This window comes from Burkholderia sp. 22313 (genome assembly GCF_052045245.1).
Lineage (GTDB): Bacteria > Pseudomonadota > Gammaproteobacteria > Burkholderiales > Burkholderiaceae > Burkholderia.
Map to the genome: position 1 here is coordinate 45,509 of NZ_JBQEON010000015.1, position 12,073 is coordinate 57,581.

Here is a 12,073-nt window from a genome sequence, read left to right on the forward strand (position 1 = left end):
GCGCCGGCGATGTTCGATCGCGGCGCCGCCGGATGGCGCGCTCAGCGCCGGACCACCTTGCGCCGCTGCGCGCTGATGCCCGCGTAGTCGGGCAGCGTGTCGACGCGTTTGGCCGTCGCCTTCGCATACAGCGGCATCAGGTCCGGCAGGCGGTTCAGCAGATCCTGCCGGCGCTCCGCGCTGTACGGGTGCGTGTAGATGAAGCCCGACGTCCTGTTCGCGCGCGTCGCCGCGGCGAGCTTGTCCCACAGCGTGATCGCCGCGCGCGGATCGAAGCCCGCGCGGGCGGCGATGTCGCCGCCGATCACGTCGGCTTCGGTTTCGTCAGTCGGGTCGTAGCGCAGCGTCTGCAGGCGTGCGCCGAGGTTCAGTGCCTGCGGCAGCGGATCGCCGACGCCGAACAGGGGCGGCAGCGCGGCGGCGCGCAGCGACGTCTGCGACGTCGTACTGAAATTGCTGCGCGCGTGTTCGCGCAGCGCATGCGCGATGCAGTGCGCGAGCAGCACGCCGAGCTCGTCGTCGTTCAGGCGGACGCGATCGAGCAGGCCACCGTACACGAGCACCTTGCCGCCCGGCAGGCAGGTGATGCGGATGTCGCGCGAGCGGATCGCGTTGACATCCCACGCCCAGTTCTTCACGCGATCGTTCCACTTCACCGAATACGGCGCGAGCTTCATCACGATCGCGCGCAGCCGCTTCACGCGTGGCTGGTTCGCGGGCAGCAGGCGGTTGCTGTCGGCGGCTGCCTGCACGATCTGCGCGTATTCGCTCGCGGTCAGCTGTTCGAGCAGCGGCGACGGGATCAGTGTGCGGAACGCGATCGCATTGCCGTAGCGAACCTGCTGCGACGTCTGTGAATAGGCTTTGGCGGGCGCGGCGGCGCCGGTCGGCTGCGCGGCCTCGGCGGCGGACGGCGGGACGGCTGCCGCCGGCGTCGACGGCAAGGCCGGTGCGGTGGCGGGGGCGGAGCCGGCCGCCGCCGTGCCGGCGTCGGTCGCCTGTGCGTTCCCGGCTGCACCGAGCGTTGCGATGCCGATGCTCAGCGCGGCGGCGACGCGTGCCGCGCGATGCATGCGCTCATTGCGCACGGCTGGCCTCGCCGTTGCGCGCGACACCGTTCCACGGCGCGATCTTGAACAGCAGCAGCATGCCGGGGATCGCGAGCGCGGTACACACGATGAAGTAGTCGAACCAGCCGATCTTCGCGACGATGAAGCCGCTCGCAGCCGAGGCGAGCGTGCGCGGCACCGACGCGAGGCTCGTGAACAGCGCGAACTGCGTGGCCGTGTAGCGCGGGTCGGTCGTGCTCGCGATATACGCGACGAACGCGGCCATCGTCAGGCCGGTCGTGAAGGTTTCGAAGCCGTAGACGATCGCGAGCGCGACCGTCATCGGGCTGAATTGCGGCGTGACCGCAATGCCGAACACCGACAGCGCCGACGCGATCGCGTGGCTCGTCGACACCGTGAAGTCGTACAGCATCGCGAGCACCGGCGAGCCGGGGCCGAGTTGCGCGAGCCATGCGAAGCCGAGCGTCGACACCATCTGCAGCGCGCCGAAGATCCACAGCCCGCGGCCGATCCCGATCTTCACGAGCCAGATGCCGCCGATGATGCCGCCGGCGACGCTCGCGACGAGCGCGGTGGTTTTCGCGACGATGCCGATCTCGGTACGCGTGAAGCCGATGTCGAGGAAGAACGACGTCGACAGCGTGGTTGCCATCGTGTCGCCGATCTTGAACAGGAAGATGAACGCGATGACGAGCAGCGCGCCGGCCCAGCCGTCGCGCTGGATGAATTCGCGGAACGGCAGCACGATCGCGTCGCGCAGGTTGCGCGGCGGCGTGCCGACCACCTCGGGTTCGCGCACGACCAGCGTCATCAGGATGCCCGGCAGCATGAACGCGCCGGTGAGCGCGAACACGGCGTCCCACGGCATGTGGTCGGACAGGATCAGCGCGAGCGAACCGGGGATCAGCGCGGCGAGCTTGTACGCGTTCACGTGCACCGCGTTGCCGAGGCCCTGCTCGGTGTCGCGCAGCAGTTCGCGGCGATACGCGTCGATCACGATGTCGGCGCTCGCGCCGAAGAACGCGACGAGGGTCGTGAGCGCGGCGACCGTCCAGATCGAGTCGCGCGGCGACACGAAGCCGAGCGCGGCGATCGCCCCTGCGACCAGCACCTGCGTGAACAGCAGCCAGCCGCGCCGGCGGCCCGGCCGCCAGCCGGGCAGGCGCGGGATGTAGCGGTCCATCAGCGGCGCCCACAGGAACTTCCACGTATACGGGAACTGGATCAGCGCGAACAGGCCGATTTCCTTCAGGTTCACGCCCTCGGAGCGCAGCCATGCCTGCACGAGGTAGACGAGCGTGAACAGCGGCAGCCCCGACGTGAAGCCCAGGAACACGCAGATCAGCATGTGCGTGTTCAGATAGGCGCGCCAGCCGGGGTGATCCTCGTGAGCGGTGAGTGCGGGCGCCTCGTGTGGCGTTTTCGACATGGACTGGAACTGGGTAGCGTTGACTGATTGCGGCGGCAGCGCAGGCGGCGCGAGCGGTGCAGGAGGGGCGGCCGCACGCGTGTGCGGGCCGGATCATCCGTCAACGGCCCCGGCTCAGCTGCGCTTGACGCGGTAGACAGCAAGACTACCACGCCAGTTCGCTCCCCATCGAATCGGCTGGCCTTCGTGCAGCACCACCCGGTCGAGGATCGTCACGCCGACGTCGGGCGCGAGCGCCTCGAAATCCTCGATCGTCAGCACGCGGACGTTCGGCGTGTTGTGCCACTGGTAGGGCAGCGACTTCGACACCGGCATCCGGCCGTTCAGCACCGACAGCCGGTGCGGCCAGTAGCCGAAGTTCGGGAACGACACGATGCATTCGCGGCCGACCCGCGCGGTTTCGCGCAGGATCGCGGCCGTCTGGTGAATCGTCTGCAGCGTCTGCGACAGGATCGCGATGTCGAAGCTGTGGTCCTCGAACAGGCGCAGGCCGTCTTCCAGGTTCTGCTGGATCACGTTGATGCCGTTCTTCGCGCTCGCGAGCACGCCCGCGTCGTTCAGCTCGATCCCGTAGCCGGTCACGTCCAGTTCTTCCATCAGCAGCGCGAGCAGCGAGCCGTCGCCGCAGCCGAGGTCGAGCACCGTCGAGCGCGGTTCGACCCAGCGCGCGATCGTGCGGAAGTCCGCGCGTGCGGACAGGGAATTCAGTGCTTGCTGGTTCATCAGATGCTCCGAGGATTCCCGACTTTCAGGACGGGGAAAAAAGAATGCCTTTGAAGGGCGGCACTCGAACGTTAAAGTGACCAGCATGATTTTTGTCTACCGCTACCGCGTGAAGTCGCTCAACGGACTGCTCAACAAGCAGAGCCGTGCGGTGAACTACGTCTGGAACTTCAGCAACGACACGCAGAAGCACGCGCTCAAGTGGAGCAAGAAGTGGCCGACAGGATTCGACCTGAATCGACTGACGAGCGGCAGTAGCAAGGAACTTGGCCTCCACTCCGGCACGGTCAACGCAACCTGTGAGCAATACGCGAAGTCGCGCAGCCAGCACCGACGACCTTGCTTGCGCTATCGCGGTAGAAAATCGCTGGGCTGGGTGCCGCTGAAGGGCCGCGACCTGAAGCGCGAGGGCGACGCGTTTCGCTTTGCCGGCAACACCTTTCGCGTGTTCAACAGTCGGCCGCTTCCCGAAGGCAAGATCAAGGACGGAACCAATTTCGCACAGGATGCGCGCGGTAACTGGTTCTTGAATATCGTGATCGAGATGTCCGATGTTCGAGCTCGCCAGATTCGTTCCGGCGTCGGCATCGATCTTGGCTTGAAAGACTTCGCCACACTTTCGACGGGCGAGAAGCTCGCGAAAGCGCAACGGGCGAGAAAGCACAAGCGACATATCGCGAAGCTGCACGCCAAGGTGGCAAATGCGCGTGCCGATTTTCAACACAAGCTCGCACTCGATCTGGTGCGGCGCTTCGATTACATCTCGGTTGGCAACGTGTCGGCCGCGAAGCTCGCCAGAACCAGGATGGCGAAGAGCGTCTACGACGCATCCTGGTCGTCCTTCCGAAACAAGCTCCGTTACAAGGCGATCGCGCACGGGGCCACCTTCGAGGAAGTCGACGAAAGTGGTTCTACCCAGTCCTGTTCGTCGTGCGGGTCGAGAGATAGCACGACGCGGCCGAAAGGTATCGCGGGGCTGCGAATAAGAGAGTGGGCCTGCAGTGAATGTGGTGTCGTGCATGATCGTGATACCAACGCTGCGTTGAATATTCTCCGATGCGGACGTGCATCGCCGGTAGCGGGAATCGCCCGCCTTTAAGCGGGCGAGGACGTCAAGCACCCACCTCGTTGGCGATTCGTTCGTAATACGCGCGGAGCAGGTTGTGATAGCGCGCGTCGTCGAGCAGGAACGCGTCGTGGCCGTGCGGCGCGTCGATCTCCGCGTAGCTGACCGTGCGCTTGTTGTCGAGCAGCGCCTTCACGATCTCGCGCGAGCGCGCGGGCGCGAAGCGCCAGTCGGTCGAGAAGCTCGCGATCAGGTATTTCGCCTGGGTGCGCGCGAGCGCGGCCGTCAGGTTGCCGTCGAACGCCTTGGCCGGATCGAAGTAGTCGAGCGCGCGCGTGATCAGCAGGTACGTGTTCGCGTCGAAGTAGTCGGCGAACTTGTCGCCCTGGTAGCGCAGGTACGACTCCACCTCGAACTCGACGTCGAAGCTGAAGTTGTACGCATCGACAGCGCCGTCCGCGCGGCGCAGCGCACGGCCGAATTTCTCGGCCATGTCGTCGTCGGACAGGTACGTGATGTGGCCGATCATCCGCGCGACGCGCAGGCCGCGCTTCGGCTTCACGCCGTGCGCGTAGTAGTCGCCGCCGTGGAAATCGGGATCGGACAGGATCGCCGAGCGCGCGACCTCGTTGAACGCGATGTTCTGCGCGGACAGCTTCGGCGTCGACGCGATGTCGATGCAGTGCGCGACGCGCTCCGGATACATCAGGCTCCATGCGAGCGCCTGCATCCCGCCGAGGCTGCCGCCCATCACCGCGGCGAAGCGGTCGATGCCGAATGCGTCGGCGACACGTGCCTGCGCGTGCACCCAGTCCTCGACGGTGACGACCGGAAAGCGTGCGCCGTACGGCTTGCCGCTCGACGGGTCGATGCTCATCGGGCCGGTCGAGCCGAAGCACGAGCCGAGATTGTTCACGCCGATCACGAAGAAGCGGTTGGTGTCGAGCGGCTTGCCGGGCCCGACCATGTTGTCCCACCAGCCGGTGCTGCGCGGATCGTCCGCATAGACGCCGGCAACGTGATGCGACGCATTGAGCGCGTGGCAGACGAGCACCGCGTTCGAGCGCGCGGCGTTGAGCTCGCCGTACGTCTCGACGACGAGTTGATAGTTGCCGAGCACGCTGCCGCTTTGCAAGCGCAGCGGTTCGGCGAAGTGCATGGTCTGTGGAGCGACGATGCCGATCGATTCCATTCGTTCCGCCTTATGACTGGGCGGCTAAACGGTGTCGGCGTGCGCGGAGGCGAAGGTGCGCGGCTGACGACCTCTTTAGCCGCATTTGTAGTGAACCGCCGGGACAAACGACGCATCGACACGCATCAAGGCCCCGGTCGGTTCGCGCGCCCGCAATCGAGTCAGCAAATCGGCGCGCTTCCGACCTGCCGCCAACGGGCGGCAGGTCGGAAGAGTATAGCGGAATTCAGCGGGGGTGCGGATTTAGCGGGCGGACACCGACTACTGCAGGATCAGCCGCAGATGCGTATCGGCCAGCTCGCCGGGCGGCTTCTGAAACCCGCCCTTCGCGAAGCGGTGCCAGCGGCCGATCACGTAGCTGACGAGCAGGCTCGCGCGGGCGGCCGGATCGTAGTCGGCCGGCAGCACGAACGGCGCCGCACCATCAGGCGCCTGCGCCTCGGTGCGCGCGACGCGCAGGCACTGCTTGACGGTCGCCTCGATCCGGTCGAGCAGCTGGTTCACGCGTTCGGTGAGCCGCTCGTCCTCGCCGACCAGCGCCTCGCCGGTCAGCACGCGGGTCATCCCGGGGTTCTTCGCGGCGAAATTGAGCATCGTCAGTGCGATCGTGCGCGCCTGCTGCACGCCGTTCGGCTCCTTCGCGACGATCTGGTTGACGAGGCCGAACAGCGCCTGCTCGATGAACTCGATCAGCCCTTCGTACATCTTCGCCTTGCTGGCGAAATGCCGGTACAGCGCGGCTTCCGACACGTCGAGCCGCGCCGCGAGCGCGGCCGTCGTGATTTTCTCGGGTTTCGGCGCCTCGAGCATCGCGGCGAGCGTCTGCAGGATCATCACGCGCCGCTCGCCCGGCTTCGGGCGGGAGCGGGACGGCGTGGCCTGGTCTTCCGTTACGGCGTGGTCCTGCGGGTAAGTCGGCTGCATTTCTGTCGCCCCGATCGTGTGCCCAGTCGCAGCGATTTTAACGAACGAATGCGCTGATCGACATAATGCGGACGGCCGATGTTCGGCAGATGGCCCGGCAGGTGGCCGGTAATCCATACCGTGCCGATGCCGAGGCGCTTGTAGCGCTTCAGGTGGCTGCGGGTATCTTCGACGAGGACCGCGTCGGCGAGCCGCGCGTGCGCGGCGCGCAGCGTCCGGCGCAGCATCGCGTGGTCGGGCTTCGCGCGCCACGTGCGCCGGTCGCGCATATGCTCGATCGCGATCACGCGCTCGAACAGCCGCTCGATGCGCAGCTCGCGCAGCACCGCGCGCGCGTAGTTCTCGGGCGCGTTGGTCAGCACGAACTTGCGGCCCGGCAGTGCGGCGACGATCCGCGCGAGGCCGCGTTCGGCGCGCAGCATCGCGGGCAAATCGGGAAACGTATGGACGACGCGCAGGAAGTCGTGCGGATCGATCGGATGATGGCGGGTGAGGCCGAGGAGCGCGGCGCCGTAGCGCTGCGTATAGCCGGTGCGCAGGCGGTCCGCCTCGGCACGATCGACGTGGAGCGCGTCGATGATGTACTGCGTCATCGCGCGATTGATCTCCGGAAAGATCGCATGCGATGCGTGGTGCAGCGTGTTGTCGAGATCGAACAGCCAGACGGGGGCGCCGGCGCGCGGCCGGCTGCGGGAGATGCGCCGGCGCCGTAGCGACGCCGGCAGGTCGGGCCTGGCGGGCTGGCGGCGCGCGCTCAATGCGAGCGGATCATCGTGCCGAACGGCTGCTCGGTCAGGATTTCCAGCAGCACCGAGTGCTCGATCCGGCCGTCGACGATGTGCACCGACTTCACGCCGCTCTTCGCCGCGTCGAGCGCCGACGAGATCTTCGGCAGCATGCCGCCCGAGATCGTGCCGTCCTCGAACAGCGCGTCGATCTCGCGAGCGGACAGGTCGGTCAGCAGGTTGCCGTCCTTGTCCATCACGCCGGGGATGTTGGTCATCATCAGCAGCTTCTCGGCGTTCAGCACCGTGGCGAGCTTGCCCGCGACCAGATCCGCGTTGATGTTGTACGAGAGGCCGTCTTCGCCGAAGCCGATCGGCGAGATCACGGGGATGAAGGCGTCGTCCTGCAGCGCCTTCACGACCGCCGGGTTGATCGCCTCGACTTCGCCGACCTGGCCGATGTCGATGTACTGGCCCGGGTTGTCGCGGTCCGGCATCAGCAGCTTGCGTGCGTGGATCAGGCCGCCGTCCTTGCCCGTCAGGCCCACCGCATGGCCGCCGAAGTGGTTGATCAGCATCACGATGTCCTGCTGCACTTCGCCGCCCAGCACCCACTCGACGACTTCCATCGTCTCTTCGTCGGTCACGCGCATGCCCTGGATGAAGGTGCCGGCCTTGCCGATCTTCTTCAGCGCGTGATCGATCTGCGGACCGCCGCCGTGGACGATCACCGGATTGATGCCGACCAGTTTCAGCAGGATCACGTCGCGCGCGAAGCCCTGCTTGAGCCGCTCTTCCGTCATCGCGTTGCCGCCGTATTTGATCACCACGGTCTTGCCGTGGTAGCGGCGGATGTACGGCAGCGCCTCGGCGAGGATTTCTGCTTTCAGCGTGGGGGCGATCTGCGAGAGGTCGATGGGCTCGGACATGGCGGCGGCTCTGGCTGGGAACGGTTGAAACAGGGCGAATTGTACAGGAGTGGCGCAGCGCAGCATCGGGTTTTTGGACCGGCCGGAAGGCGGATGGCGCGAGCCGGGCGGCCCGCCGGCTATGGCGCTGCGCCCCACGGCAGCGAGCTGCGCGCGGCGGCGCCCGGCGCATCCGGCGGTACCGGCGGCACGCATCGGCCGGATGGCCGACGTGCAAAATCCGCCCGCCGCGCTATGCTTGTCGCGTAGGGTGACGTTGATGCCCGCTTCCGCGCTTTCGCCATGACCGATTCCGCCGCCGACGCCCGTTCGACCCCGCGCCACGCGCGCTGCCCGCACTGCGGGCGCGGCTTCGACTGCGGCGCCCGCACGCAGCCGTTCGACTGCTGGTGCGCGTCGATGCCGGCCCTGCCCGGCGGCGCACCGCTGGCGGCCGGCGTGCGCTGCCGGTGTCCGGAGTGCCTCGCCGACGAGATCGCGCAGCGCATGGCCGGCGCGACCGGCTGAAGGCGCAGCCCGTGCATCCGGACGAGACGCCGGCTCGCCCGGCGGCCCGTTCGTCCGTTTCGATCCGGCCCCCGGTGGAGGCGTCGGGGGCTAAACGGGTAAACTGCTCGGATGCAACGAATCACCACCACCGGGCGCGTCAACCTCAGTCACCTGTTCTGGCTGCGCAATCTCGCGATCATCGGCCAGCTCGTGACGATCGGCGTCGTGCAGACCTATTTCGGCGTGCATTTGCCGTTGCCGGCGATGCTGATGGTCATCGCGCTCGAAATCGTTTTCAACGCGCTGACCTGGGTGCGCGTGCTGCGCGCGCGGCCCGAGACCAATTTCGAGCTGCTCGGCCAGCTGTGGGTCGACCTCGGCGCGCTGTCGGCGCTGCTGTTCCTGTCGGGCGGCACGACCAATCCGTTCGTGTCGCTGTACCTGCCGTCGCTCGCGATCGCGGCGGCCGTGCTGCCGTGGCACCTGATGATCTGGCTCGCGGCGTTTGCCGTCGCGTGCTATGCGGCGCTCGGCTTCGATTCGGTGCCGCTCAACATGGACAACCCGGCGAACCTGTTCGATCACTACCGCACCGGGATGTGGGTGAACTTCATGGTCAGCGTCGGGCTGATCGCGTGGTTCGTCGCGCGCATGTCGAACGCGCTGCGCCAGCGCGATGCCGCGCTCGGCGAAGCGCAGGCGCACCTGCTGCGCGACGAGCGGGCGGTCGCGCTCGGCGTGCAGGCTGCCACTGTCGCGCACGAGATGGGCACGCCGCTGTCGACGATCGCGATGCTCGCGGAGGAACTGCGCGACGCGGCACGCGCCGATCCGGGGCTTGCGCGCTACGAGGCCGACCTGAAGGTGCTGGAAGAACAGATGACGCTCTGCACGTCGGCGCTCGCGCGCCTGCGCAGCCGCGCGAGTGCGCCGGCGAGCCGCCAGCCGGTGGACGACTGGCTCGACACGTTCGTCGAGCACTGGCGCCTGCGGCACCCGCACGTGCAGTTCGAACTGCTCGGCGCGCGGCCGTCGGGCGTCGCGCTCGACGATACGGTCGCCGCCGGCCAGATCCTGACGATCCTGCTCGACAACGCCGCGCGGGCAAGCCCGCATCGCGTGACGCTGGCCGCGAAGCTCGCGCACCACGAGCGGGCGGCCGACCAGATCGAATTCGAAGTATGCGACGACGGCCCGGGCATTCCGGCCGCGTTGCGCGAATCGCTCGGCGCGATGCCGGTCGACAGCACGCAGGGCGGGCACGGGGTCGGCCTGTACCTTGCGTTCAGCGCGGCCGTGCGCCTCGGCGGCGAGATCGAGCTGTCCGATGTCACGCCGCGCACGGCCGGCGGCAACGGGCGCGCGGGCGCCGCCGCGAATGGTCACGCCGCAGCGTCGTCGGGCCAGCGCGCGACCGAACGAGCGGCCGCTGCGCCGGACAGCCGCCCGGCCGGTGCGCCCGGCCGCGGCACGCGCGCCGTGCTGCGCCTGCCGGTGGCGCGCATCGCGGCACCGGCCGCCTCAACCAACACGTAGACGGAGAAACCACATGAGCGAGAACAATTTCCTGGTGATCGACGACAACGAGGTGTTCGCGGGTACGCTCGCGCGCGGCCTCGAGCGCCGCGGCTACGCGGTCCAGCAGGCGCACGACAAGGAGGCGGCGCTGCGGCTCGCGGCCGGCGGCAAGTTCCAGTTCATCACTGTCGACCTGCATCTCGGCGAGGATTCGGGCCTGAGCCTGATCGCGCCGCTGTGCGACCTGCAACCCGACGCGCGCATTCTCGTGCTGACGGGCTACGCGAGCATCGCGACCGCCGTGCAGGCCGTGAAGGAAGGCGCCGACAACTATCTCGCGAAGCCCGCGAACATCGAATCGATCCTCGCCGCGCTGCAGACCAACGCCAGCGAAGTCCAGGCCGACGAGGCGCTCGAGAATCCGGTCGTGCTGTCGGTCGACCGGCTCGAATGGGAGCACATCCAGCGCGTGCTCGCGGAGAACAACAACAACATCTCGGCCACCGCGCGGGCACTGAACATGCACCGCCGCACGCTGCAGCGCAAGCTCGCGAAGAAGCCGGTACGACAGTAAGCCGCGCGGGCAGCGTCGGCCGGCCGCACCAACGAAAACGGGCGGCCCGCCGGGCCGCCCGTTTCGCATTCGACGCCGCGCGCGTTACAGCACGTAGCGCGACAGGTCCTCGTCCTGCGACACTTCGCCGAGCGCACGGTCGACATACTTCGCGTCGATCGTCACGCGCTCGCCGGCGTGGTTGCCGGCCGAGAACGACACTTCCTCGAGCAGCTTCTCGATCACCGTGTACAGCCGGCGCGCGCCGATGTTCTCGGTCTTCTCGTTGACCGCATATGCGATCTCGGCCAGGCGGCGGATGCCGTCTTCGGCGAACTCGAGCTGCACGTCTTCGGTGGCGAGCAGCGCCTGGTACTGCTTGACGAGGCTCGCGTCGGTCGCGACGAGGATCGCCTCGAAGTCGTTCACCGACAGCGAGTCGAGCTCGACGCGGATCGGGAAGCGGCCCTGCAGTTCGGGAATCAGGTCGCTCGGCTTCGCGAGGTGGAACGCGCCGCTCGCGATGAACAGGATGTGATCGGTCTTCACCATCCCGTACTTCGTGTTGACCGTCGTGCCTTCGACGAGCGGCAGCAGGTCGCGCTGCACGCCCTGGCGCGACACTTCGCCGCCGCTGCCTTCGTTGTTGCGCGACGTGATCTTGTCGATCTCGTCAAGGAACACGATGCCGTTCTGCTCGACGTTCTGCACGGCCTTCGTCTTCACTTCCTCGTCGTTGAGCATCTTCGCCGCTTCCTCGTCGGTCAGCAGCTTCAGCGCTTCCTTGATCTTCACCTTGCGGCGCTGCTTCTTGCCGCTGCCGAGGTTCGAGAACATCGAGCGGATCTGCTCGGTCATCTCTTCCATCCCCGGCGGCGCCATGATGTCCATGCCGGCCGACGGCTGCTCGAGGTCGAGCTCGATTTCCTTGTCGTCGAGCTGGCCTTCGCGCAGGCGCTTGCGGAAGGTCTGGCGCGTCGCGTTGTTGTCGTCGTTCGCGTGATCGGCGTTGCCGCCGAAGCCCACCGCGCGCGGTTGCGGCAGCAGGAGATCGAGGATGCGGTCTTCCGCCTGGTCGGTCGCCTTGCTGCGCACCTTGCGCATCTCGGTTTCGCGCGTCTGCTTGACCGAGATCTCGATCAGGTCGCGCACGATGCTGTCGACGTCGCGGCCGACGTAGCCGACTTCGGTGAACTTGGTCGCTTCGATCTTGATGAACGGCGCATCGGCGAGCTTCGCGAGGCGGCGCGCGATCTCGGTCTTGCCGACACCCGTCGGCCCGATCATCAGGATGTTCTTCGGCGTGATTTCCTGGCGCAGCGGGTCGGCGACCTGCTGGCGGCGCCAGCGGTTGCGCAGCGCGACCGCGACGGCCTTCTTCGCGTTGGCCTGGCCGATGATGTGCTTGTCGAGTTCCGAGACGATCTCGGCAGGGGTCATGGTGCTCATGGTGCG

General features: G+C 67.3%; 12 protein-coding genes. 4 read left to right on the top strand and 8 right to left on the bottom strand.

Annotation, left to right across the window (positions count from 1 at the left end):
* Positions 1–41: 41 nt before the first annotated feature.
* The 3 genes from ACTJKF_RS14540 to metW all read right to left on the bottom strand — a co-directional run bounded on the left by ACTJKF_RS14540 (position 42) and on the right by metW (position 3,222).
* Entirely contained in the window at positions 42–1,088 is a 1,047-nt protein-coding gene (locus ACTJKF_RS14540) for a M48 family metallopeptidase (RefSeq protein ID WP_440624210.1), read from the bottom strand.
* Positions 1,078–2,499: an AmpG family muropeptide MFS transporter gene (locus ACTJKF_RS14545; protein WP_440624211.1), complete on the bottom strand. Its 1,422-nt coding sequence runs from the start codon at positions 2,497–2,499 to the stop codon at positions 1,078–1,080. Before ACTJKF_RS14545 ends, ACTJKF_RS14540 begins: the two co-directional genes overlap by 11 nt.
* Before the next feature lie 114 nt (positions 2,500–2,613).
* Complete coding sequence (gene metW, locus ACTJKF_RS14550) at positions 2,614–3,222, bottom strand: methionine biosynthesis protein MetW (RefSeq protein WP_440624212.1); 609 nt, start codon at positions 3,220–3,222, stop codon at positions 2,614–2,616.
* 85 nt (positions 3,223–3,307) lie between these two features.
* On the opposite strand from metW, the gene ACTJKF_RS14555 reads away from it, so the two are divergent.
* Positions 3,308–4,321, top strand: coding sequence for an RNA-guided endonuclease InsQ/TnpB family protein (locus tag ACTJKF_RS14555; RefSeq protein ID WP_440624308.1), 1,014 nt, complete (start codon positions 3,308–3,310; stop codon positions 4,319–4,321).
* 13 nt (positions 4,322–4,334) lie between these two features.
* Here the strand turns inward: ACTJKF_RS14555 and metX are convergent, their stop codons facing one another.
* From metX to argB, 4 genes are all read right to left on the bottom strand, one after another.
* Entirely contained in the window at positions 4,335–5,480 is a 1,146-nt protein-coding gene (gene metX, locus ACTJKF_RS14560; RefSeq protein WP_440624213.1) for a homoserine O-succinyltransferase MetX, read from the bottom strand.
* A 261-nt stretch (positions 5,481–5,741) separates the two neighbouring features.
* Entirely contained in the window at positions 5,742–6,404 is a 663-nt protein-coding gene (slmA, locus tag ACTJKF_RS14565) for a nucleoid occlusion factor SlmA (RefSeq protein WP_440624214.1), read from the bottom strand.
* On the bottom strand, positions 6,371–7,162 hold the full coding sequence (locus ACTJKF_RS14570; RefSeq protein WP_440624216.1) for an HAD-IA family hydrolase: 792 nt from the start codon (positions 7,160–7,162) through the stop codon (positions 6,371–6,373). The genes slmA and ACTJKF_RS14570 overlap by 34 nt, the downstream gene beginning before the upstream one ends.
* Positions 7,159–8,058, bottom strand: a complete 900-nt coding sequence (argB, locus tag ACTJKF_RS14575; protein WP_006490510.1) for an acetylglutamate kinase — start codon at positions 8,056–8,058, stop codon at positions 7,159–7,161. Before argB ends, ACTJKF_RS14570 begins: the two co-directional genes overlap by 4 nt.
* Before the next feature lie 282 nt (positions 8,059–8,340).
* Here argB and ACTJKF_RS14580 point away from each other — a divergent pair, with 282 nt between their 5' ends.
* The 3 genes from ACTJKF_RS14580 (at position 8,341) to ACTJKF_RS14590 (ending at position 10,639) form a co-directional block, all read left to right on the top strand.
* Positions 8,341–8,565 (top strand): cysteine-rich CWC family protein, encoded by a 225-nt coding sequence (locus ACTJKF_RS14580; protein ID WP_440624218.1) that lies wholly within the window; start codon positions 8,341–8,343, stop codon positions 8,563–8,565.
* 111 nt (positions 8,566–8,676) lie between these two features.
* The gene (locus ACTJKF_RS14585) at positions 8,677–10,083 is read left to right on the top strand and encodes an ATP-binding protein (RefSeq protein ID WP_440624219.1); all 1,407 of its coding nucleotides are present in this window, start codon (positions 8,677–8,679) and stop codon (positions 10,081–10,083) included.
* Between the two features lie 13 nt (positions 10,084–10,096).
* Positions 10,097–10,639: a response regulator transcription factor gene (locus tag ACTJKF_RS14590; protein ID WP_011658200.1), complete on the top strand. Its 543-nt coding sequence runs from the start codon at positions 10,097–10,099 to the stop codon at positions 10,637–10,639.
* 84 nt (positions 10,640–10,723) lie between these two features.
* On the opposite strand, the gene hslU is transcribed toward ACTJKF_RS14590, so the two are convergent.
* The gene (gene hslU, locus ACTJKF_RS14595; protein ID WP_440624220.1) at positions 10,724–12,067 is read right to left on the bottom strand and encodes an ATP-dependent protease ATPase subunit HslU; all 1,344 of its coding nucleotides are present in this window, start codon (positions 12,065–12,067) and stop codon (positions 10,724–10,726) included.
* Between the last annotated feature and the right edge of the window lie 6 nt (positions 12,068–12,073).

Bases quoted from the DNA above. Each gene is read 5' to 3' on its own strand.
- ACTJKF_RS14555 (WP_440624308.1), top strand. From the start codon at position 3,308: ATGATTTTTGTCTACCGCTACCGCGTGAAGTCGCTCAACGGACTGCTC.
- ACTJKF_RS14580 (WP_440624218.1), top strand. From the start codon at position 8,341: ATGACCGATTCCGCCGCCGACGCCCGTTCGACCCCGCGCCACGCGCGC.
- metX (WP_440624213.1), bottom strand. From the start codon at position 5,480: ATGGAATCGATCGGCATCGTCGCTCCACAGACCATGCACTTCGCCGAA.
- metW (WP_440624212.1), bottom strand. From the start codon at position 3,222: ATGAACCAGCAAGCACTGAATTCCCTGTCCGCACGCGCGGACTTCCGC.
- slmA (WP_440624214.1), bottom strand. From the start codon at position 6,404: ATGCAGCCGACTTACCCGCAGGACCACGCCGTAACGGAAGACCAGGCC.
- ACTJKF_RS14585 (WP_440624219.1), top strand. From the start codon at position 8,677: ATGCAACGAATCACCACCACCGGGCGCGTCAACCTCAGTCACCTGTTC.
- hslU (WP_440624220.1), bottom strand. From the start codon at position 12,067: ATGAGCACCATGACCCCTGCCGAGATCGTCTCGGAACTCGACAAGCAC.
- argB (WP_006490510.1), bottom strand. From the start codon at position 8,058: ATGTCCGAGCCCATCGACCTCTCGCAGATCGCCCCCACGCTGAAAGCA.
- ACTJKF_RS14545 (WP_440624211.1), bottom strand. From the start codon at position 2,499: ATGTCGAAAACGCCACACGAGGCGCCCGCACTCACCGCTCACGAGGAT.
- ACTJKF_RS14590 (WP_011658200.1), top strand. From the start codon at position 10,097: ATGAGCGAGAACAATTTCCTGGTGATCGACGACAACGAGGTGTTCGCG.